Below are 20,151 nucleotides of genomic sequence, written 5' to 3' on the forward strand. Positions count from 1 at the left end.
GCGCGATGGTCACTGGTGGCGGCGGTCCGGACCGACTAAACCGACATATTGCTCGGCTCGGCCCGCCACCCGGCGGTTATCCGGTTACGCCCACCGCGAACGATCCGGCACGATGACTCGGATGGAGCCTGTGGAGATCACCGAGGACGGCCTGTTGCTGCGCCCGTGGCTCGCCTCGGACGCGGACGACGTACACCGGGCTTGCCAGGACCCGGACATCCAGCGCTGGACCACCGTACCGCGTCCGTACCGGCCTGAACACGCCCACGGTTTCGTCACCGGGATCGCGCCCCGCGCCTGGGCCGACGGCACCGGCGCACCGTTCGCGGTCGGCGACGCGGCGACCGGCGAACTGCTCGGCTCCTGCGGCCTGGTGTCGATCGACCGGACCCTCGAATCCGGCGAGATCGGCTACTGGACCGCCCCCTGGGCCAGGGGGCGTGGGGTCACCGTCCGCGCCGTCCGGGCGGTCGCCCGCTGGGCCTTCGACACCCTGGCGCTGCGCCGGCTGGTCTGGCAGGCCGAGGTCGGCAACCACGCCTCCCGGCTGGTCGCGTTGCGGGCCGGCGTCCAGGTCTCCGGCGAGCTGCGGCTGGCCCGGCCCGGCGAGGGCGGCCGGACCGAGGGCTGGATCGGGTCGTTGCTGCCCGGGGAGGTGCCCGCCCCCGGTGCACCCGGCCCGGCCGGGCCGGGCACCCTGGACGCCCGCCGGGCCGCCGTGTTCGGCCGGGCGCAGCCCGTCCTGTTCGCCACCGCCGGGGACACCGAGCTGCGGTTGCGCCCGATGGAGGAGCGTGACCTGGCCGGGGTCGTCGCCACCTGCCGGGACGCCGACACCGTCCGGTGGACCAGCGTGCCGCACCCGTACCAGCACACCGACGCCGAGAGCTACCTGACCTACGGCGGGCTGACCTGGGCCCGGGGCAGCAGCGCCTGCTTCGTGCTGGCCGATCCGGACGACGCCTTCGCCGGCACCGTCGACCTGAGGTTGAACCCCGTCGACCCGCTGCTGGCCGAGGTCGGTTTCATGACCGCGCCGCACGCCCGGGGGCGGGGCTGGATGCCGGCCGCGCTCGGCGCGCTCGCCGCGTGGGGCGTCACCGGGCTGGGCCTGGCCCGGATCGAGTGGAAGGCCCACGTCGGCAACACCGCCTCCCGCCGGGTCGCCGAGAAGGCCGGCTTCACCGTCGAGGGCACCGTCCGGGGCGGGGTGGCCCAGCGGGGGCAGCGGGTGGACGCCTGGCTCGGCGCGCTGCTCGCCGAGGACCTGACGTGACGCCGCAGACCATCGAGGCCGGCCGGATCCGGCTGCGGGCGTACCGCCCGGACGACGCCGACGACCTCGCCGCGGGCTGCGACGACCCGGTGAACCTCCGGTTCAACCCGACGATGCCCCGGCCCTACACGCTCACCGACGCGCGCCGGTGGATCACCGAGGGCGCCCCGGCGGTGTGGCGGGCCGGCGGGGCCGCGTACGCGATCGTCGACGCCGCCACCGACCGGCTGGTCGGCGGCGGTGGGCTCAGCCAGGTGGTGCCGGCCCGGGGGCAGGCGGAGCTGGGCTACTGGGTGTCGCCCGGCTCCCGGCGGCGCGGCATCGCCACCGCCGCCACCCGGGCGCTGGCGCGCACCGCGTTCCGGGCCGGCCTGAACCGGCTGGAGCTGCTCATCCACGCCGAGAACCCGGCCAGCCAGCGGGTCGCGCTGGCCGCCGGTTTCCAACCCGAGGGGGTACGCCGGGCCGCCGGCCGGGACCGCGACGGCAGCCGGCACGACCTGCTCGCCTGGGTACGCCTCGCCGGCGACCCGCCCGGCCCGGCCCCGCGCCCGCTGCCGGACCTGCCCGGCGCCCGGCTCACCGACGACGTGGTGACACTGCGCCGGCTCGCCCCGCCGGACGCCGAGGCGCTGTACCGGCTGCACAGCCGCCCGGAGGTGGTGGCGACCCGGGTCCGTCCGGTCGCGCCGACCCGGGCCGACGTCGCCCGGCGCTGCGCGGTCGCCGAGAGCGAGTGGTTGACCGGCCGGGCCGCGGACTTCGCGTTGCTCGATGCGGCGACCGGCACCCTGGCCGGCGGCTGCGCCCTGATCTACGACGAGCCGGCCACCGGCCAGGCCATGATCGGCTACAGCCTGCTGCCCGAGGCGCGCGGCCGGGGGCTGGCCACCCGTGCGGTCCGGCTGCTGACCGGCTGGGCGTTCGGCCCGGTCGGGCTGGCCCGGCTCTGGGCCGGCACGGCGACCTGGAACGTCGGCTCGCAGCGGGTCATGGAGCGGGCCGGTTTCCACCGGGAGGGCCTGATGCGCGCCCGGCTACCCGCCCACGAGACCACCGGCCGCCCCGACACCGTCCTCTGGTCCCTCCTCCCCACCGACCCGCTCCCCCCACCCCTTTCCTAGGTGATCAAGAGGTTTACGTCAGTTCGATCTTCACCGCTGACGCAAACCTCTTGATCACCGCGCGGAAGGGCCGGGGGCTGGGCGTCAGGTGTCGAGGGAGATGATGCCGTAGTCGTAGGCGTGGCGGCGGTAGACGACGCTGGGGCGGCCGGACTCCTTGTCGTGGAACAGGTAGAAGTCGTGGCCGACGAGTTCCATCTGGAACAGGGCGTCGTCGACGGTCATCGGATCGGCCGGGTGCACCTTGGCCCGGGCGATGTGCCAGGGCTGGTCGTCGTGCTCCTCCGGGCGCTCCTCGACGGCGGTCGCGGTGGCCGTGCCACCGGCGGGAACCGCCACGTCGTCCAGGCCGGCGACCGGCAGGCCGGCGGTGGCGGCGGCGACGGAGATCGGCGCGTGCCGGCCCCGGTGTACACGGCGGCGGTCGGCCGCCCGGCGCAGTCGGGTGTCCAGCTTGGCGATGGCCGCGTCCAGCGCGCTGTAGAAGTCGTTCGTGCAGGCCTCAGCCCTGATCACCGGCCCGCGGGAGACACAGGTGATCTCCACTCGCTGGCAGGTGTCGGACTGCCGGGGATTGCGTTCGTGGAACAGCTCCACATCGACCCGGATGAGCTTGTGATCGTAGCGTTCGATTTTCGCGAGTTTCTCCGCTACGTGTACCCGGTAATGGTCCGGCACTTCGACGTTTCGACCCTTGACCACGATGTCCACGTGACCTCCCTTTTCCGGATGGTCGGCTGATCTTCGAATCCGGTCGAGCGACCTCGGGAGGGCCCCTGGGAGCGTCGACCGGTCAGGTACGGCTACGCCTCCTTCCACCGTCGGGGGCGGCTGGGGAACGCTTCCTACCCCCGACACGAAAACGCTAACTCCTGTTCGGCCGGCAGTCACCCCCGGTTGCGGGAAACCCTCAGAGAATTAACAGCAACCAACACCATGGGGTGAAACGGAAACACGAAGCGTCACCGGGGCCGCCGCTTTTGCGTTGCACCCAACACGGCCGCGCCGTATGGCGTCATTCCCGCCGCCCGCAAAGTCCGACTCAGCGCGGCCAGGGTGGCCCCGGTGGTCAGGATGTCGTCCAGCACCACCACCGTCCGGCCACCCGCGCCCCGACCGGCCCACCCGGCCCGCAGCCGGAACGCCGACGCCGCCGCCTCGGCCCGCCCCGCCCGGTCCAGCGCCACCGAATCCGGCCGCGGCAACGCCCGCACCGGGACCGCCGTCGACACGTCCCAGCCGGCCCGCCGCAACCGGACCGCCGCGTGCCGGGCCAACCGGGACAGGTGGTCGCCGTAGCGCTCCCGAGCCGCCGCCGCGCGGTCCGGCACCGGCACCAGCAGCACCGGCCGGGCCGTTCCCACCGACGCCGCCACCACGTCCGCCAGCAACCCGCCCAACGGCCGGGCCAGCCCGTGCCGACCCCGTTCCTTGTACGCCAGCAGCGCCTCCCGCAACGGACCCGCGTACGGGCCGAGGGCGTGGCAGGGCGGCAGGTCAGGCGGTGCGGGTACGGGCCGGGCCGGCACCGGACGCAGGGCGGCGAGCTGGCGTACGCAGTCCGGGCAGCAGCCCTGCCGCAGGCTCGCGTCCCGCCGCCCACAGCCCGCGCAGCCGGTCGGGAAGACCAGATCGGTCAGGTCCGCCCAGAGTCCACCGACGTCCCGCACGGCCGGCTCAGAACAGGAAGAACGGCGCGGTAGGGCTGCCCGCCCGGGCACCGGCGGGCGGAGGCGACACGTCCAGTACCTGTTCCGCCCGGATCGTCTCCACCGACGACGACCGGTAGCGGTAGGCGACCCCGTTGGCCTCGTACATCATCATCACCGAGGGCAGCACGTACGTCGGGTTGACCGGGTACACCGCCAGGTGGGTCACGCCGGCGCCGACGTCGGTGACCAGGGCGGACTGCTGTGCGCCGTCGACCCCCAGCTCGTACACCCCGGAGCGGTCCGTCGAGCCGGCCAGGGCCAGGATGTTCTCCCGCTCCCAGTCCACCGCCGACAGGTCGGTCAGGGTGGTGGCGACCGGCCGCACCGGGCCGAGCGAGACCACCCCGCCGTCGAGGCTGGCCGCACTGAGGTAGGGCCGACCACCGACGATCAGCGCGATCCGGTGCCCGTCCAACGCGGCGGCCACCGCGCTCACCCGTCCCGCCGCGCCCACCGGCACCGGCACCATCCGCGCCCGGTCGTCGAACCGGTAGAGCTTCCCGTCCGCGACCACCAGCCCGTACGGCTGGGCTCCCGCGAGCGGACGCAGCCAGACCGGCCGCCCGATCGCGGCGAACGTCTGCGTCCCCGCGGTCATCGCCTGCACCGGCGCGGCACCCGAGCCGACCACCAGCCGGTGCCGACCGCCGGGGGCGGTGCTCACCAGGGCGGCGAGGATCTTGTCGTCGTCCCGCCGCAGGGCGGCCGAGACGACGTCGTGGTTGTCCTCCGCCCGGAGCGGCACGGCGCCGACGGCCTCGCCCTCGGCGGCGAGCGGACGGACCGCACCCTCGTAGACGGTGAACCGCTGCGGCCCCTGGGTGAGCGGATAGACCGGGTTGGCGAGGCGGTGGGCGGCCAGGTCGTCGATGGTCACCCGGGACTGGTTGCGGGTGGTGAGCTGCAGTGGCCCGTCCAGCTCGGACAGCGACCAGGCGAGCTGGACGCCGAGCCGCTCCAGCTTGCGGCGGTCGTCCCCGGGCAGGTCGAGGTTGACCTCCCAGCGGCCGTCGGTCTTGACCGCGTTGTTGATCAGGGCGGTCCGGTCCGGCAGGCCGCTCACCCCCTGGCGGAGCCAGTCCGACGGCCCGGCGATCAGCCACTTGACCGCCTCGCTGACCAGCCGCTCGGCCGGTACGGCGACCGGCAGGTACCGCTGGTCGGCGACCAGCCGGGTGGCGTCGGAGTTCCAGAAGTAGACCGTGCGGTTCTTGTAGTACTGCTGCAACGCCACCGTGCTCAGCAGCAGCACGGGGGGTGGGTCGGTGACGTAGTACCCGGCGTCCTCCACGTCCTCCCGGCCCGGCTCGGCGGAGCCGCGCAACGAGAACCGGTACTCGGTGTCGGTCGCCACCGGCGGGCCGAGCACCCCGTTGGCCCGCAGCACCCCCACCTGCTGCACCGGCACCCGGACGGTGAGCAGCCCGCTGGCGTTCTGGGTGATCACCGGCTTCTCGGTCAGCCGGACCACGTTGATCACGACCTCGCTGCCCTGCTTCTCGGCGAGCCGGTCGCGGTCCTCGCGGGCGATGAACTGCTTGACCCGCGCGTACGCCCGCTCCGGTTCGCCGGCCGCGGCGGAGAGGAAGTTCTCGACGAAGGCCTCCCGGTCGGTGCCGCTGGCGGCGCGGGTCGGCGGTTCGCCGCTACCCGAGCTGGACGCGCCGGCCGAGACCGCCGGACCGGACCCGTCGACCTGGAGGTCGGTCTGGTCGGGGATGCCGCAGCCGGCGGCGACGAACGCCAGCAGCGCGGCGCAGAGCAGCCCGAGCAGCGCCCGACGCCGGTTCACGACCGGACCTCCGCCCGGTCGGCGGCGGTCGAACCCGGGCCGATGGCCAGCACACCGCCGTCACCGGGGCCGATGGCCAGCGGCTCGCCGTCGCGGGGGCCGCCGAAGGGCAGGGTGGCGTCGGCCGGGACCAGCCGCAGCGGTGAGCTGGTGAGCCGGTCACCGGAGCGGACCGGCAGGGTGAGGCGGAACTGGGCACCCTGCCCCGGGGCACCCCACGCCTCCAGCCAGCCACCGTGCAGCCGGGCGTCCTCCAGGCTGATCGACAGGCCCAGGCCGGTCCCGCCGGTCTGCCGCGCCCGGGACGGATCGGCCCGCCAGAACCGGTTGAAGACCAGCTTCTCCTCGCCCGGCTTGAGCCCGACGCCATGGTCGCGCACGGTGACCGCCACCGCGGTCTGGTCGACCCCCAGGGTGATCACCACCGGTTTCGCCTCACCGTGCTCCACGGCGTTGCCCACCAGGTTGCGCAGCACCCGCTCGACCCGGCGCGGGTCCACCTCGGCGATCACCGGGGTGGTCGGCACGGCCAGCTCGATGGTGACCCCGACCCGCTCGGCCAGCCCGGCGAGGCGGTCGGCGACCCGGTGCACCACCGGCACCAGGTCGGTCGGCTCGGAGTCGAGCATGGCGAAGCCGGCGTCGAAACGGCTGATCTCCAGCAGGTCGGTGAGCAGCTCCTCGAACCGGTCCAGCTCCGCGTGCAGCAGTTCGGCGCTGCGGGCCACCGCCGGGTCGAACTCGTCGCGCTCGGCGAAAATCAGGTCGGCGGCCATCCGGACGGTGGTCAGCGGGGTACGCAGCTCGTGCGAGACGTCGGAGGTGAACCGGCGCTGGAGGCGGGACATCTCCTCCAGCCGCAGGATCTGTCGTTGCAGGTTGGTCGCCATCTGGTTGAAGGAGGTGGCGAGCAGGGCGAGGTCGTCCTCGCCGTCGACCACCATCCGCTGGTCGAGCAGGCCGGCGGAGAGCCGCTGGGCGGTCCGCGCGGCCACCCGGACCGGGGTCACCACCAGTCGGGTGACCAGGGCGGCGAGCAGGCCGAGCAGCAGCACCAGGGCCACCCCGGTGGCGATCACGGTGGCCCGCGCGTCGGCGGCGGTGGCGTCCTGCCGGTTGAGCGGGACGAGGTAGTACAGCTCCAGTTGACCGAAGCGGGTCGGCACCGGGGAGCCGTAGACGAGGTACTTGGTCCGTTCGCCGGTGAGCCGGCCGGTGCGGATCTGGTGGGCCACCTTGCCGTCGGCGACGGCGGCCCGCAGCTCCCGGCTCACCAGCGGCCGGACGTCCGTCGCCGGGGAGGTGCGGGTCTCGATGACGCCGGCGTAGTTGTCGGCGGTGATCGCCACCACCACCCCGCTGGTCTGCTGCGGGTCGCCCCCGGCCAGGTAGTTGACGGTGCCCTCGATGGTGTCCTGGAGCTGCGTCTCCTGCGGCTGGCTGTAGAGGGCGAACTGCTTGGCCGAGTAGTCGCTGCCGTTGCGCAGCCGTAGCAGCACGTCGGTCTCGGCGTTGTCGAGCAGGATGCTGGTGATCTTGTCGGCGATCAGGTAGGCGAAACCGCCCACCAGCAGGCTGGACACCACCAGCGTGATGGTCACCACCCGGACCTGCAACGACCGCCGCCAGGTCTGGCGCAGCCCGGCGGTCACCCGCGTCGTGCGCCCCACCAGCGCGCCGCGCAGCGCCCGCGCGGCGGAACGCCAGCCGGCGGGGTGCTCGGGGGTGGGGATCGGTGCGCTGGTCACGGTGCAGACCAGGCTATCCGGTACCCGCCTTGTAGCCCACGCCCCGTACGGTCAGGATGATTTCCGGCCGCTCCGGGTCCGGCTCGATCTTGGCCCGGAGCCGCTGCACGTGCACGTTGACCAGGCGGGTGTCCGCCGCGTGCCGGTAACCCCAGACCTGTTCCAGCAGGACCTCCCGGGTGAAGACCTGACGCGGCTTGCGGGCGAGCGCGACCAGCAGGTCGAACTCCAGCGGCGTGAGCTTCACCTCCTCACCGTCCCGGCTGACGGTGTGCGCCGGCACGTCGATGGTGATCTGGTTGCCGGGCGGACCGATGGTCAGCATCTCCGGCGCGACGTCCTCGCCCCGGCGCAGCCGGGCCCGCATCCGGGCCACCAGCTCCTTGGGCTTGAACGGCTTGACCACGTAGTCGTCGGCACCGGACTCCAGGCCGAGCACCACGTCGACGGTGTCGCTCTTGGCGGTGAGCATGACGATCGGCACACCCGACTCGCCACGGATCGCCCGCGCGACGTCGATACCGCTCATTCCAGGCAACATCAGGTCAAGAAGCACAATATCGGGGCGACTATCCCGGAATGCGGCCAACGCCCGCTCCCCGTCGGCGACGAACGAGGGCAGGAACCCCTCACTGCGCAGGACGATGCCGAGCATCTCGGCGAGCGCGGGGTCGTCGTCGACCACCAGTACCCGGGCTCTCATGGGGTTTATGTTTCCATCCCCGTTCAGTTGGTGGGATCGGCGTCTGGATGGCACGGTACTGCCGGAAGAGGTGTCCCCGCACGTCCCCCGCGCGATATCTCCCCCGATGGCCGGATCGCTGCGGCCGCACGGCGGGTCCACCCGGCCGGTCGGGCCGTGTCACCATGATCCCCGGGCAGGTCGCCGCCCGCCAGCCACCATTCGCAGGAGTACGCGTGCCCGACCCCGGCCCGACCGCCGTACTCCCCCGGCGTCCGCTCACCGTCGGGGAGCTGCTCGACTCCGCCGTACTGCTGCTGCGCACCCGGGGCCGGGTGCTGATCCCGCTGGGCGTCCTGCTCGCTACCGGTGAGCAGGTGCTGCTGTACCCGCTCCGCCTTCTCGCCGACGCCGGCCCCCCGCTGTGGTGGACCGGGAGCGGGTCGTTCCCGCTCTGGTGGCTGATGCTCGCGGTGGGCGCGGCCGGCGAAGCGGTAATCATCCTGCTGCTCGGCAACCCGGCCGCCCGGGCGGCCGGCGCGGCGCTGCTCGGCCGCCGGGCCGGTACCGCCGAGCTGCTCCGCCCGGCCGGCGCCCGCTGGGGCGTCACCCTGCTGTCCGCTCCGGTGGTCGGCCTGCTGATGCTGGTCGCGGCCCTGCTCGGCCCGGCCTGGCTGGTCGGTTACGGACTACTCGGCCCGGTCGCCGCGGCGGTGGTGCTGGACCGGGTGCCCGGGACGGCGGTGCCCGCGCGGGCCGCCCGCGTCGCGCTGCGCGGTCGGGCCGCCGCCGTCCGGGTGCTCGGCTACCTCGGCTGGTGGGTACTGCGGGTCGGCCTGGCGCTCGGCCTCTTCTTCGGCGTCGAGTCGTTGCACCTGCTCGACCTGGCCGACCCGGACGTCCGCGCCGTCGCCGCGATGGTCGTCTGGGCAGCGGTGAACAGCGTGGCCTACCCCGCCCTGGCCTGCCTGGACGCGGTGATCCACCTGGACGTCCGGATCCGCACCGAGGGACTGGACATCCAGCTCGCCCGTACCCCCGCCGGGGTCCTGGCGACCGTCCCGCCGGCGGCCGACCGGTGAGCCGGTGGTGGACGGAGGCCGTCGCCGTGCTCGGCGACGTCCTGCCGCTGCCGCTGGCGGCGCTGCTGCTGGTGCTGGCCGCCGGGCTGACCGCACTCGCCTGGTACCACCATCCGGCCTGGGTGCCCCGCCGGCTGCCCCGGTGGCGGCTCCGGCTGCCCCGGTGGCGGCGTCGCCGCCGGGCGGACCGGTCGGCCGGCACCACCACCGCCGCCGTGCTGCCCCGCCCCCGGGCCGGCGACGACGCCGTCCCCACCGGCGGCCCCGGGTCCTCCGTGGCCGACCGGCTGGCCGCCGAGGGCCGCTACGCCGAAGCCGTCCGGGAACGGCTGCGCGACATGGTCCGCCGGCTGGCCGCCGCCGGGGCGGTCACGCCCCGGCCCGGGATGACCGTCACCGAACTCACCGACGCGGCGGCCCGGGCCCGTCCCCCGGTCGCCCCGCCGCTGCGCGCCGCCGGGACGATCTTCACCGAGCTGTGGTACGCCCAGCGCCCGGCCGCCGCCGGCCACGACCGCCGGATGCGGGAACTCGCCGACGACCTGGACCGGGCGCTCGCCACCCCACCACCGGACGGGAGCAGCCCGTGACCCGGCCGACGACCGCACCATCACCACCAGCCGCATCACCACCAGCCCCATCACCACCAGCCCCATCACCACCGGCCGCACCGCCACGGCGGCGACGCCGGCACCGGGTGATCGTCCCGCTGGCGGTCGCCGCCGCGCTGCTCGCCGGCACCATCGGCGCCCACGCGCTGGACCAGCCCGACCCCACCGACCCCGGTTTCCTCTCCCCCGTCGCCACCGACGACGACGGCGGCAGCCGCCTCGCCGACGCGCTGCGCGCCCGGGGCGTCACCGTCCGCCGGGAGACCGACCTGCTGCCCGCGCTGCTCGCCCTCGACAACGCCCCGGCCACCCTCTTCGTCCCGGCACCGGAGCTGCTGCACCCGGACACCCTCGGCGCGCTGGGCGAGCTGCCCGCCGGACGTCGACTGGTCCTCGTCGACCCGGCCCGCCGGATGCTCGAAACGGCCGGCCTGCCGGTGGTGCCGACCGACCGGCGGTGGGCCACCCGGGCGGTCGGCCCGGCGGCCGACGGCCGGCCCTGCCCGCTGCCCGAGGCGACCCGGGCCGGGGTCGCCGCCGCCCAGCTCCAGCGGTACGCCGCCGCACCCGACGGGCCGGTCGCCCTCGACCGCTGCTACGCGGGCGGCCTGGTCCGGCTGCCCGGCCGGGCCGAGACGGTGGTGATCGGCGCCAGTGACCCGTTCCGCAACGACCGGATCGCCGAACGGGGCAACGAGGCGCTCGGCGTCGGCCTGCTCGGCGTCCACGACCGGGTGGTCTGGCTGGACCTGGACGGTCCGGCCCCGCCCCCCACCTTCGGCCGTCCCGGCGGCGACGGCGAACCCGCCTGGTCACCCACCCCCGGCGGCAGCACGGAGCATGACAACGGCGGCACGGGCGAGGGGCAGGGGCAGCCGGGCGGCCCCGGCCCCGCCACCGACCAGCACGACGGGCCGGGCGACCCTCCCGGCCAGGGCGGTCCACCACCACCGGACGACCACCCGCTGCGGGACGCCTTCCCGCCCTGGTTCTGGGCGCTGCTGGTGCAGCTCGCCCTGGTCGCGCTGCTGGTCGTGCTCTGGCGGGCACGCCGGCTCGGCCCACCGGTCGGCGAGCCGCTGCCGGTCGAGGTCCGCTCCGCCGAGACCGTCCTCGGCCGGGCCCGGCTCTACCAGCGGGCCCGCGCCCGGGGGCCGGCCGCCGCGACCCTGCGCACCGCCACGCTGGGCCGGGTGCGCGACCGGCTCGACCTGCCCACCACCACCGGGCACGCGGAGCTGGCCACCCGGGTCGCCGAGCGGGTCGGCGGCGACCCGGAGCAGATCCACGAACTGCTCTACGGCGCGGCGCCGCGCACCGACGCCGAACTGGTGGCGCTGGCCCGGTCACTGGACCGGCTGACCCGTACCGTGGCGGCAGCGCCCGGCCGACCGACCGAAGGAGACCCCCGGTGACCCGACCCGCCACCACCGTCGAGCCCACCGCCGGCCCGGACGACGCCCGGGCGGCCCTGCACCGGCTGCGCACCGAGGTGGCCAAGGCGGTCGTCGGCCAGGACGCCGTGGTCACCGGCCTGGTGATCGCGCTGCTCTGCCGGGGCCACGTGCTGCTGGAAGGGGTGCCCGGGGTGGCCAAGACGCTGCTGATCCGCACCGTCGCCGCCGCCCTCGACCTGGACTCCAAGCGGGTCCAGTTCACCCCCGACCTGATGCCCGGCGACGTCACCGGGTCGCTGATCTTCGACCCGCGCACCGCCGCGTTCACCTTCCGGGAGGGTCCGGTCTTCACCAACCTGCTGCTCGCCGACGAGATCAACCGGACGCCGCCGAAGACCCAGTCGGCGCTGCTGGAGGTGATGGAGGAGCGCCAGGTGTCGGTGGAGGGCGCCCGCCGGCCGCTGCCGGACCCGTTCATCGTGGCCGCCACCCAGAACCCCGTCGAGTACGAGGGCACCTACCCGTTGCCCGAGGCCCAGCTCGACCGGTTCCTGCTCAAACTGACCGTGCCGCTGCCCAACCGGGACGAGGAGCTGGGCGTGCTGCGCGCCCACCACGCCGGGTTCGACCCGCGTGACCTCTCCGCGGCCGGCGTACGCCCGGTGGCCGGCGCCGCCGACCTGGCCGCCGCCCGGGAGGCGGTCGGCCGGGTGCACGTGGCCGAGCCGGTGCTCGGCTACATCGTGGACCTGTGCCGGGCCACCCGGGTCACCCCGGCGCTGGAGATCGGCGCCTCGCCCCGGGGCGCGACCGGGCTGCTCGGCACCGCGAAGGCGTGGGCCTGGCTGGCCGGCCGGGACCACGTCACCCCCGACGACGTGAAGGCCACCGCCCGGCCGACGCTGCGGCACCGGCTGCGGCTGCGCCCCGAGGTGGAGCTGGAGGGGGTCGGCGTCGACGCGGTGCTGGACACGGTGCTGGCCACCGTGCCCACCCCACGATGACCTGGCGGGCGGCCGCTCTGCTGCTGGCCGGGGTGCCCACCCTGCCGCTCTGGCCGAATCCGCTGCTCGGGGTGGCCGTGATGACCGCCGGGGTGCTGCTGCTGGCCGCCGGGGACTGGGCGCTCGCCGCCCCGCTGCACGGGATCGTCGTCGACCGCGAGGGCGACCGCGCCGTCCGGCTCGGCCACCGCGCGACCGTCACCCTGCGGCTGACCAACACCTCCGGGCGTACGCTGCGCGCCCGGGTACGCGACGGGTGGGTGCCGTCCGCCGGGGCACGGCCGGACGTACCGCCGGACCGGGTGTCCCTGGTCGAGCCCGGCGGGGTGCTGGTGCTGCCCAGCCGGCTCACCCCCACCCGGCGCGGCGACCGGCCGGCGGTGACCGTGGCGGTGCGTTCGATCGGGCCGCTCGGGCTGGCGTTCCGGCAGCGGGCCGGTCGACCCGCCAGCCCCGGCTGGACGCTGCGGGTGCTGCCCCGGTTCGACTCCCGGCGACACCTGCCGGAGAAGCTGTCCCGGCTGCGGGTCATCGACGGCACCCAGGTCACCCGGGGGCGCGGCCAGGGCACCGAGTTCGACACCCTGCGCGAGTACGTGGTCGGCGACGACGTCCGGTCGATCGACTGGCGGGCCAGTGCCCGCCGCTCCGACGTGCTGGTCCGCACCTGGCGGCCGGAGCGCGACCGGCGACTGGTCTGCGTGCTCGACACCGGCCGTACCTCGGCGGTCCGGGTCGGCGACGAGCCACGGCTGGACACCGCCATCGACGCGGCGCTGCTGCTGGCCGCGCTGGCCTCCCGGGCCGGGGACCGGGTCGACCTGCTCGCCGCCGACGCCGAGATCCGGGCCACGGTCACCGGCAGCGGCCAGCCCGCCCTGCTCCACCGGCTGGTGCACGCGCTCGCGCCGCTGCACCCGGCGCTGGTCGAGACCGACTTCGACCTGATCGTCGCGGAGATCCTGCGCCGGCACCGGCGGCGCAGCCTGGTGGTGCTCTACACCGCCCTGGAGGCCGGCGCGCTCGCCGAGGGCCTGCTGCCGGTGCTGCCCCGGCTGGCGGCCCGGCACCGGGTGGTGGTGGCGGCCGTGCACGACCCGGTGCTCACCGCGCTGACCACCGCACCACCGGTACGCCGCGAGGACGTCTACGCGGCCGCGGCCGGCTGGCGGGCGCTGGCCGAGCGGGACCGGATCCGCACCGTCCTCAGCCGTTACGGGGTGACCGTGGTGGACGCCCCGGCGGCCCGGCTCGCCCCCGACCTGGCCGACACCTACCTCCGGCTCAAGGCCCTCGGCCGGCTCTGAGGGTCGCGCTCCGCACCGGCTGAAGCCGGCCATCGTCCTGATCAGATTGCGGAAACGAGCACTCCTCGCGGCGTGTCGTATGCATGACCGCAATCCGTTCGAGCGCGTCCCCGCCGGGCGGTGGGCGGGGGTTAGCGGGGCGGGGGGTTAGCGGGGCGGGGGCGGGGGGTGGGGTGCCAGGCGCGGGCGGGATCGGTGGAGGGCCAGAGTTCGGCCAGCCACGGGTCGGTCCGCTCGGCCGGTAGGCGCTCGGCGGCGAGCGCCCGGCGACCGAGCAGCACCACGTACGCCAGGAAGCCCAGCCACACCGCCGCGCCGACGCCGACCCGCAGTGCCACCGGCACCGGCGCCGGGGTGACGAACGCCTCCAGCAGCGCGGAGACCCCGAACAGCCCGACCAGGCCCACGGCGACCAGGATCGCCGACCGGCCCGCCTCGGCGACCGCCCGCCCCCGGCCCAGGTTCTCCGGCGGGGAGATCCACGCCCAGGCGGTCCGCAGGCCGACCCCGGCCGCGACGAAGACCCCGGTCAGCTCCAACAGCCCGTGCGGGGTGATCAGCCCGAAGAAGACGTCGGCGCGGCCGTAGGAGACCATCACCCCGCCGACCACGCCTACGTTCAACGCGTTCTGCCACAGCAGGTAGCACACCGGCACCACGAGCACCCCCGCGGCCAGGCACTGGGCGGCGATCCAGGCGTTGTGCGTCCACAGGTGGAAGGCGAACGTCGGCGCGGAGAACTCGGTGTAGTAGCCGGCGAAGCCGGAGTCGACCAGGTCGGCGGCGGCGTCCGGGCCGATGAACGCGGCAGCGGTGCCCGGATTGGCCGCCACGTACCAGATGAGGAAGCCGCTGAGCAGGCTGAACCCGGTGGACACCGCACACCACCACGGCCAGGCCCGGTAGACCGCGCCGGGGAACCCGACGGTGACGAACCGCCCGACGGCCGCCCAGGACAACCGTCGGCGGCCGGTGATCCGGGCGCGGGCCCGCAGGACCAGCTGCGACAGCCGGCTGACCAGGACCGGATCGGGTGCCCGGCTGCGCAGCGTCGACAGGTGGGTGGCGGTGCGCTGGTAGAGGACCAGCATCTCGTCGATCTCGTCGACGTCGAGCCGGCGGCGTTCGCAGTACAGCTCCAGCCGCCGCCACTCGTGGCCGTGCTCGGCGACGTACGCGTCGAGATCCACTGGTCCTCCCCCGTCCCGCGCCCATAGTGTTCACTGTCCGGGTGAGCGCGCAACCAGCGGTGCCGGCCGGCGTCGGCCCGACCGCTCGTGGGGTGGACGCCACCGTAGCCGGCGGCGACCCGACCGACCGGGTGGCGGCCCTGGGGGCGGCAGGCGGCGACCCGGCCGGCCGGACGGCGGACGCCGGGCTGGTCAGCGGCGAGGCCGTCGAGCTGGACGTCCGGGCGGCGCGGCTCGGATCCCGGGTGCTGGCGCTGCTGATCGACGTCGTCGGGCAGGCGCTCTGCGCCGCGTTGCTGGCCCTGACGCTGACCCCGCTGGTGCTGATCCTGCTCCCCGACCCGGTGGTGGACCGGGCGTTCACCGGCGCGCTGGAGACGCTCGGCCTGGCGCTGGTGCTGGTCGGCTACCCGGTGATCTGGGAACGCCTCAACCACGGCCGTACGCCGGGCAAGCTCGCGGTGGGACTGCGGGTGGTCGACGCCGACGGCGGGCCGGTGGGGGTGGGCCAGTCGCTGACCCGGGCGCTGGTCGGGGTCGCGGTGGAGTGGCCGGGGCTGGTGCTGCCCCTGCTGAGCTGGGCGGCCGGGGCGACGGTGATGCTGACCGACCCGCGCGGCCGGCGGCTGGGCGACCTGGTGGCCGGGACCATGGTGGTGCACACCCGGTCCGCACAGAGCTGGCGACCCGCTCCACAGATCATCCCGCCGCTGGCCGGCTGGGCGGTCACCCTGGACCTGACCCGGCTCGACGACGCGCTGGCACTGGCGGTCCGGCAGTACCTGACCCGGGGTGCGCAGCTCGTCGAGCCGTACCACAGCAGGTTGGGTCGGCAGCTGTGGCGCGAGGTGGGGGCGTTGACCTCCCCGGCACCGCCGCCCGGCGTACCGGAGTCGTTGCTGCTGGCCGCGGTGCTGGCGGAACGGAACCGGCGGGGCGCGCTGCGACTGCGCCGCCAGCGGGCGGTCACCGCCGCGCTCTGGCCCGACCCGACCGCCGTCGGCCCGTCACCGGCCACCGTCGGCCCGCCACCCGCCACCGTCGGCCCGGCACCGATCGCGACCGGCCCGCCGGCCCCGGCCGGGTCGGGGCTCCGGGCGGGGTCGCCCGGTGGTTACGCGCCCGCCCCACCGGGGCCGGACCGCCCACCCGGCCCGGGACCTGGCTGGCCGCCGCTCAGCTGAACAGGGTGCGGCCCCACCAGTCGGCGGCGTCGCGGACCCCGGCCGGGCAGGCGAACAGGCCACTGGAGACGTGCCGCAGGTACTCGTTCATCGCGTCGTTGCGGGCGAGCCGGGTCTGGATCGGCACGAACTGCCGGCGCGGATCCCGCTGGTAGGCCATGAAGAACAGCCCGGCGTCGAGCCGGCCCAGCCCGTCCGAGCCGTCGACGTAGTTGTAGCCCCGGCGCAGCAGCCGGGCACCGTCGTTCTGGCTGGGGTGGGCGAGCCGCACGTGCGCGTCCCCGGCGATCACCGGCTGCCCGTCGTCGCCCTTCGCGGCGAAGTCCGGCTCGTCGAACTCGTCCCGGCGGCCCAGCGGAGCACCGCCGCCCTTGGTCCGCCCGACGATCTGTTCCTGCTCGACCAGCGAACTGCGGTCCCAGGTCTCGATCTGCATCCGGATCTTGCGGGTGACCAGGTAGGACCCCCCGGTCATCCAGTCCGTGCCGTCGTCGGGCTGGACCCAGAGGTGCCCGCGCAGCAGCTCGGCGTCCTCGGCCTTGAGGTTGGCGGTGCCGTCCTTGAAACCGAAGAGGTTACGGGGGGTGGCCTGGTCCCGCGACGTCGACGAGGTACGCCCGAAGCCGAGCTGGGACCAGCGGACGCTGACCACGCCCATCCCGATCCGGGCCAGGTTGCGGATGGCGTGCACCGCCACCTGCGGATCGTTGGCGCAGGCCTGCACACACAGGTCACCGCCGGAGATCTCCGGGCGCAACGCGTCCCCGGCGAAGTGCGGCAGGTCGGCCAGGGCGGCGGGCCGGCGGCCGGCGAGGCCGAACCGGTCGCGGCCCTGCGCGTCGCGGAACAGCGTGGCGCCGAAGCCGACGGTCAGGGTGAGCTGCGACGGAGGCAGGCCCAGCGCCTCGCCGGTGTCGTCCGGCGGGGCCTCCGGCATGCCGTCGACCGCGCCGATCACCCCGGCGTCCTTCCCGGCGGTCATCCGGGCGGCGGCGGCCGTCCACTCCTGGAGCATCGCGACCAGCCGGTCCCGGTCCTTGGTGATCACGTCGAAGGCGACGAAGTGCAGCCGGTCCTGGGCCGGGGTGGTGATCCCGGCCTGGTGCTCGCCGTGGAACGGCACCGCCCCGGCGGCCCCGTCGTTCGCGGCGGCCCGGTCGCCGTCTCGGGCCAGCGCGCCCGCTCCGGCGGCCACCCCGGCCACTCCGGCGGCACCGACCCCGACGAGGGTGATCGCCCGCCGCCGGGACAGCCGGCGGCGGCTCCGCCCGGCGGTGCTGCTCTGCTCGCTCATCGACTCTCCTGGGAGGGACCGGCCGTACGACGGCCGTGCTGGGCCGTCGTCACCGGGCGACGGCGGCGGCGACCTTGCTGACCGGCTCGGCGAGGGCGTTGATGCTGTCCGACAGCTCCTTGAGGTCGGTCTTGCCCAGCTGGTTGTGCAGCTTCCAGCCGTCGCCGTCGCGGTGCTTGCCGAGCGCCGCCTCCACGGCGGCGAACTCCTTGTCGAGCTGGGCGACCAGTTCCGGGGCGCGCTGCTCCAGCGCGGGCCGCAGCGCGGCGACGGCCGCCTTGGAGCCCTCCAGGTTGGCGTTGAAGTCCCAGAGGTCGGTGTGCGAGTACCGCTCCTCCTCGCCGGTGATCTTGCCGCTGGCCACCTCGTCGAGCAGGGCCTTGGCACCGTTGGCGAGCTGGAGCGGGGTGAGCTTCTCGGCGTTGGCCCGCGCCACGATCTCCTTGACGTCGGCGAGCAGCCGGTCGGCGATCGGGCCGTCCTTGCTGATGTCGCCGGTGGTCCAGAGGTCCTTCTCGATCCGGTGGAAGCCGGTGAACTCCATGCCCTCCTCGATGACCTCCTCCCGACCGTCGATCTTCGGGTCGAGGTCGCCGAAGCTCTCCGCGACCGGTTCGATCCGCTCCCAGTAGGTGCGGGCCACCGGGTACAGGGCCTTGGCCTTCGGCACGTCACCGGCCTTGACCGCGGTGACGAACTCCTCGGTCCTGGTCAGCAGGGCGGCGGTCTGGCTGGTCACGTACCGCTGGTAGCTGGCGGTGGCCTCGGTCAGCGCGGCGTCCGGCGCGACGGTCGCGGCGGTGCCGCTGACCTTCAGCGCGCCCCGGATGCCCCGGCCGCTCATCCCCGGCTTGCAGGCCGTCTCGTACGTACCCGCGGGCAGCTCAACCCGCAGCTCCCGGCTGAGCCCCGGGGCGATGTTCTCCACCTCGCCCATCACCCGGTCGCCGGCCGCGTAGACGTAGAACTCGTTGACCTTGCTGCCGGAGTTGGTCACGGTGAAGGTCGCCTGACCGGCGTCCAGTTCGGTGACGTCGACCTCGCACACGCTGTCCGTCGCCTTCACCTTGACCGTGTTGGCGGCCTCGGCATCCTGCCGCTCGTCCTTGCCGCCGCAGGCGGCGACACCGGTGACGGCGAGCGCGCCGACGGCGGCGAGCGCCAGGAAACGGGTGGTACGCATCGTTGCTTGTCTCCTTGGAAAGGGCGTGTTCAGGAACGCCGCGACACGGCCGGCTGGGTGGTGGGGCGACCGTCGGCGGGGGGAGCGGTCGCCCCGGCGTCGTCGGCCGCTGCCGGGGCGGCCGGCTCGGAGGCGGCCGCTGCGGAGGCGGCCGCTGCGGAGGCGGCCGGCTCGGGGGCGGCCGGTGCGGGCTTCGGGGCGGGGGTCGCCGCCCGGCGCAGGAACAGCACCAGCACCGGTACGGCGTAGGCGACCCAGGCGACCGTCTCCAGCACACTGGGCGCGGCGGTGATGTTGAACATGCCGGCGAGCAGCGCGGCGTACCAGGTGTTGGGGTCGAGCACCGCGGTGATGTCGAAGGCCAGGTCGTTCAGGCCGGGTAGCACCCCGGCCTCCTGGAAGTCGTGCACGCCGTACTTGAGGATGCCGGCGGCGACCAGGATCAACAGCGCGCCCGTCCAGGTGAAGAACGTCGACAGGTTGATCCGCAGCGCGCTGCGGTAGAGCAGGAAGCCGATCCCGATGGCGGTGGCGATGCCGCCGACCAGGGCCAGCAGCGGCCCGGAGCCGGTGCCACCGGTCGCGCTCTGCGCCGCCGAGTAGAAGATCAGGGCGGTTTCCAGGCCCTCCCGGACCACCGCGAGGAACGCCATCCCGGCCACCGCGAGGGAGCCGACGGCGAGCGCCTCGCTCAGTCGGCCGCGCAGCTCACCGGCGATCGTCCGGGCCGCCCGCCGCATCCAGAAGATCATCCAGGTCACGAAGACCACGGCGGCGACCGAGGTGACGGCCTCGAACAGCTCGCGGTCCTCGGAGCGGGCGAGCAGTTCGGTCGAGGTGTACTCGATGAGCCAGCCGAAGAGGACCGAGAGCGCCACCGCCAGCCCGACGCCGGCCCACACCTGCGGCAACCGGTCCCGACGCTGCGACTTGACCAGAAAGGCGACCAGGATGCTGACGACGAGCGTGGCCTCCAGCCCCTCCCGCAGGCCGATCAGGTACGTGGCGAACATCGGTACTCCGTGTCGTGGTCAGGCATGCCTCAGGTTACTTAGGGCAGCCATACCTTCCTCCTGATCGAAGGTGCCGTCAAGTCGTTCATGACCAGCTTCACCCTGGCCGGGAGGGGCGGACCGCCCCGCCGGACGAGGACTGTGCAGGTGCCGCCCGGCATGACACGATCGAGGCGTTCCCCAGGACAGGACGGCCCGTGCCCGACACGCCCCGCACCCCCACCACCCGCCCCGGGTGTCCCCCGCCGTTGCCGGCCGCCGACCCCCGCGCGGGCCACCCCGGCCGTCCGGGCCACCTTCGTCATCCGGGGCGGCAGCGCCATTCGTGCCACCTTCGCCGTCCGGGGCGGCTCCGTCATCCGGGGCGGCAGCGGTGAGGGGGTTCGGTCCCTGGCTGGCCGTCCTCGCGCTGGTGATCGCGCTCAACGCGCTCCGGCTGCGTCCGCTGGCCGTGGTCGTCTCGCTCGTCTGGCTCGCCTGGTGTGTGTGGACCTGGGTACGCCCGGCCCGCCGCCGCCCCGACGCACGCTAGGACGACGGCACGGGAGAGGG

The 20,151-nt window shown here is 74.8% G+C and carries 18 protein-coding genes; 9 read left to right on the top strand and 9 right to left on the bottom strand.

The window, feature by feature from the left end; all coding sequences use genetic code 11:
* Positions 1-121: 121 nt before the first annotated feature.
* Positions 122-1,276: a GNAT family N-acetyltransferase gene (locus GA0070623_RS13215; RefSeq protein WP_067306195.1), complete on the top strand. Its 1,155-nt coding sequence runs from the start codon at positions 122-124 to the stop codon at positions 1,274-1,276.
* Entirely contained in the window at positions 1,273-2,400 is a 1,128-nt protein-coding gene (locus GA0070623_RS13220; RefSeq protein WP_067306197.1) for a GNAT family N-acetyltransferase, read from the top strand. Before GA0070623_RS13215 ends, GA0070623_RS13220 begins: the two co-directional genes overlap by 4 nt.
* Before the next feature lie 84 nt (positions 2,401-2,484).
* Here GA0070623_RS13220 and hpf read toward each other — a convergent pair whose 3' ends face one another.
* The 5 genes from hpf to mtrA form a co-directional block, all read right to left on the bottom strand.
* Positions 2,485-3,111, bottom strand: a complete 627-nt coding sequence (gene hpf, locus GA0070623_RS13225; RefSeq protein WP_067306200.1) for a ribosome hibernation-promoting factor, HPF/YfiA family — start codon at positions 3,109-3,111, stop codon at positions 2,485-2,487.
* 251 nt (positions 3,112-3,362) lie between these two features.
* On the bottom strand, positions 3,363-4,070 hold the full coding sequence (locus GA0070623_RS13230; protein ID WP_067306203.1) for a ComF family protein: 708 nt from the start codon (positions 4,068-4,070) through the stop codon (positions 3,363-3,365).
* A 7-nt stretch (positions 4,071-4,077) separates the two neighbouring features.
* Positions 4,078-5,904, bottom strand: coding sequence for a GerMN domain-containing protein (locus GA0070623_RS13235; RefSeq protein WP_067306206.1), 1,827 nt, complete (start codon positions 5,902-5,904; stop codon positions 4,078-4,080).
* A complete protein-coding gene (gene mtrB / locus GA0070623_RS13240; RefSeq protein ID WP_407937997.1) occupies positions 5,901-7,577 on the bottom strand; it encodes an MtrAB system histidine kinase MtrB in 1,677 nt (558 codons plus the stop codon). The genes GA0070623_RS13235 and mtrB overlap by 4 nt, the downstream gene beginning before the upstream one ends.
* Positions 7,578-7,665: 88 nt before the next feature.
* Positions 7,666-8,355 (bottom strand): MtrAB system response regulator MtrA, encoded by a 690-nt coding sequence (gene mtrA / locus GA0070623_RS13245; RefSeq protein ID WP_067306208.1) that lies wholly within the window; start codon positions 8,353-8,355, stop codon positions 7,666-7,668.
* A gap of 215 nt (positions 8,356-8,570) precedes the next feature.
* Here mtrA and GA0070623_RS13250 point away from each other — a divergent pair, with 215 nt between their 5' ends.
* From GA0070623_RS13250 to GA0070623_RS13270, 5 genes are all read left to right on the top strand, one after another.
* On the top strand, positions 8,571-9,416 hold the full coding sequence (locus tag GA0070623_RS13250) for a hypothetical protein (protein ID WP_067306210.1): 846 nt from the start codon (positions 8,571-8,573) through the stop codon (positions 9,414-9,416).
* A gap of 26 nt (positions 9,417-9,442) precedes the next feature.
* Positions 9,443-10,006, top strand: a complete 564-nt coding sequence (locus tag GA0070623_RS13255; protein ID WP_231932774.1) for a DUF4129 domain-containing protein — start codon at positions 9,443-9,445, stop codon at positions 10,004-10,006.
* Between the two features lie 107 nt (positions 10,007-10,113).
* Positions 10,114-11,442 carry a DUF4350 domain-containing protein gene (locus tag GA0070623_RS13260; RefSeq protein ID WP_231932775.1) on the top strand — a complete coding sequence of 443 codons (1,329 nt, stop codon included), beginning with the start codon at positions 10,114-10,116 and terminating at the stop codon, positions 11,440-11,442.
* The gene (locus GA0070623_RS13265) at positions 11,439-12,428 is read left to right on the top strand and encodes an AAA family ATPase (RefSeq protein WP_067306216.1); all 990 of its coding nucleotides are present in this window, start codon (positions 11,439-11,441) and stop codon (positions 12,426-12,428) included. Before GA0070623_RS13260 ends, GA0070623_RS13265 begins: the two co-directional genes overlap by 4 nt.
* Positions 12,425-13,735 carry a DUF58 domain-containing protein gene (locus tag GA0070623_RS13270; RefSeq protein WP_067306219.1) on the top strand — a complete coding sequence of 437 codons (1,311 nt, stop codon included), beginning with the start codon at positions 12,425-12,427 and terminating at the stop codon, positions 13,733-13,735. The genes GA0070623_RS13265 and GA0070623_RS13270 overlap by 4 nt, the downstream gene beginning before the upstream one ends.
* Positions 13,736-13,866: 131 nt before the next feature.
* Here GA0070623_RS13270 and GA0070623_RS13275 read toward each other — a convergent pair whose 3' ends face one another.
* Positions 13,867-14,925, bottom strand: coding sequence for a stage II sporulation protein M (locus tag GA0070623_RS13275; RefSeq protein WP_084261217.1), 1,059 nt, complete (start codon positions 14,923-14,925; stop codon positions 13,867-13,869).
* A gap of 41 nt (positions 14,926-14,966) precedes the next feature.
* On the opposite strand from GA0070623_RS13275, the gene GA0070623_RS13280 reads away from it, so the two are divergent.
* The gene (locus GA0070623_RS13280; RefSeq protein WP_231932776.1) at positions 14,967-16,109 is read left to right on the top strand and encodes an RDD family protein; all 1,143 of its coding nucleotides are present in this window, start codon (positions 14,967-14,969) and stop codon (positions 16,107-16,109) included.
* Here GA0070623_RS13280 and efeB read toward each other — a convergent pair.
* From efeB to efeU, 3 genes are read right to left on the bottom strand one after another with little or no spacing between them, the layout of a single operon-like run.
* Positions 16,102-17,403: an iron uptake transporter deferrochelatase/peroxidase subunit gene (efeB, locus tag GA0070623_RS13285; protein WP_067306222.1), complete on the bottom strand. Its 1,302-nt coding sequence runs from the start codon at positions 17,401-17,403 to the stop codon at positions 16,102-16,104. The two genes, GA0070623_RS13280 and efeB, sit on opposite strands and share 8 nt — an antisense overlap.
* A 49-nt stretch (positions 17,404-17,452) precedes the next feature.
* Positions 17,453-18,586 (bottom strand): iron uptake system protein EfeO, encoded by a 1,134-nt coding sequence (efeO, locus tag GA0070623_RS13290; RefSeq protein ID WP_067306226.1) that lies wholly within the window; start codon positions 18,584-18,586, stop codon positions 17,453-17,455.
* A gap of 29 nt (positions 18,587-18,615) precedes the next feature.
* Positions 18,616-19,599, bottom strand: a complete 984-nt coding sequence (gene efeU, locus GA0070623_RS13295; protein ID WP_084261218.1) for an iron uptake transporter permease EfeU — start codon at positions 19,597-19,599, stop codon at positions 18,616-18,618.
* 373 nt (positions 19,600-19,972) lie between these two features.
* Between efeU and GA0070623_RS30360 the strand changes: the two genes are divergently transcribed.
* Positions 19,973-20,131, top strand: a complete 159-nt coding sequence (locus tag GA0070623_RS30360; RefSeq protein ID WP_172898400.1) for a hypothetical protein — start codon at positions 19,973-19,975, stop codon at positions 20,129-20,131.
* Positions 20,132-20,151: the final 20 nt, after the last annotated feature.

The sequence above is a fragment of the Micromonospora rifamycinica genome (assembly GCF_900090265.1).
GTDB lineage: Bacteria > Actinomycetota > Actinomycetes > Mycobacteriales > Micromonosporaceae > Micromonospora > Micromonospora rifamycinica.

Excerpts from the sequence above, each read along its gene's own strand:
- GA0070623_RS13215 (WP_067306195.1), top strand. The coding sequence starts at position 122 with ATGGAGCCTGTGGAGATCACCGAGGACGGCCTGTTGCTGCGCCCGTGG.
- mtrA (WP_067306208.1), bottom strand. The coding sequence starts at position 8,355 with ATGAGAGCCCGGGTACTGGTGGTCGACGACGACCCCGCGCTCGCCGAG.
- GA0070623_RS13270 (WP_067306219.1), top strand. The coding sequence starts at position 12,425 with ATGACCTGGCGGGCGGCCGCTCTGCTGCTGGCCGGGGTGCCCACCCTG.
- efeB (WP_067306222.1), bottom strand. The coding sequence starts at position 17,403 with ATGAGCGAGCAGAGCAGCACCGCCGGGCGGAGCCGCCGCCGGCTGTCC.
- efeO (WP_067306226.1), bottom strand. The coding sequence starts at position 18,586 with ATGCGTACCACCCGTTTCCTGGCGCTCGCCGCCGTCGGCGCGCTCGCC.
- efeU (WP_084261218.1), bottom strand. The coding sequence starts at position 19,599 with ATGTTCGCCACGTACCTGATCGGCCTGCGGGAGGGGCTGGAGGCCACG.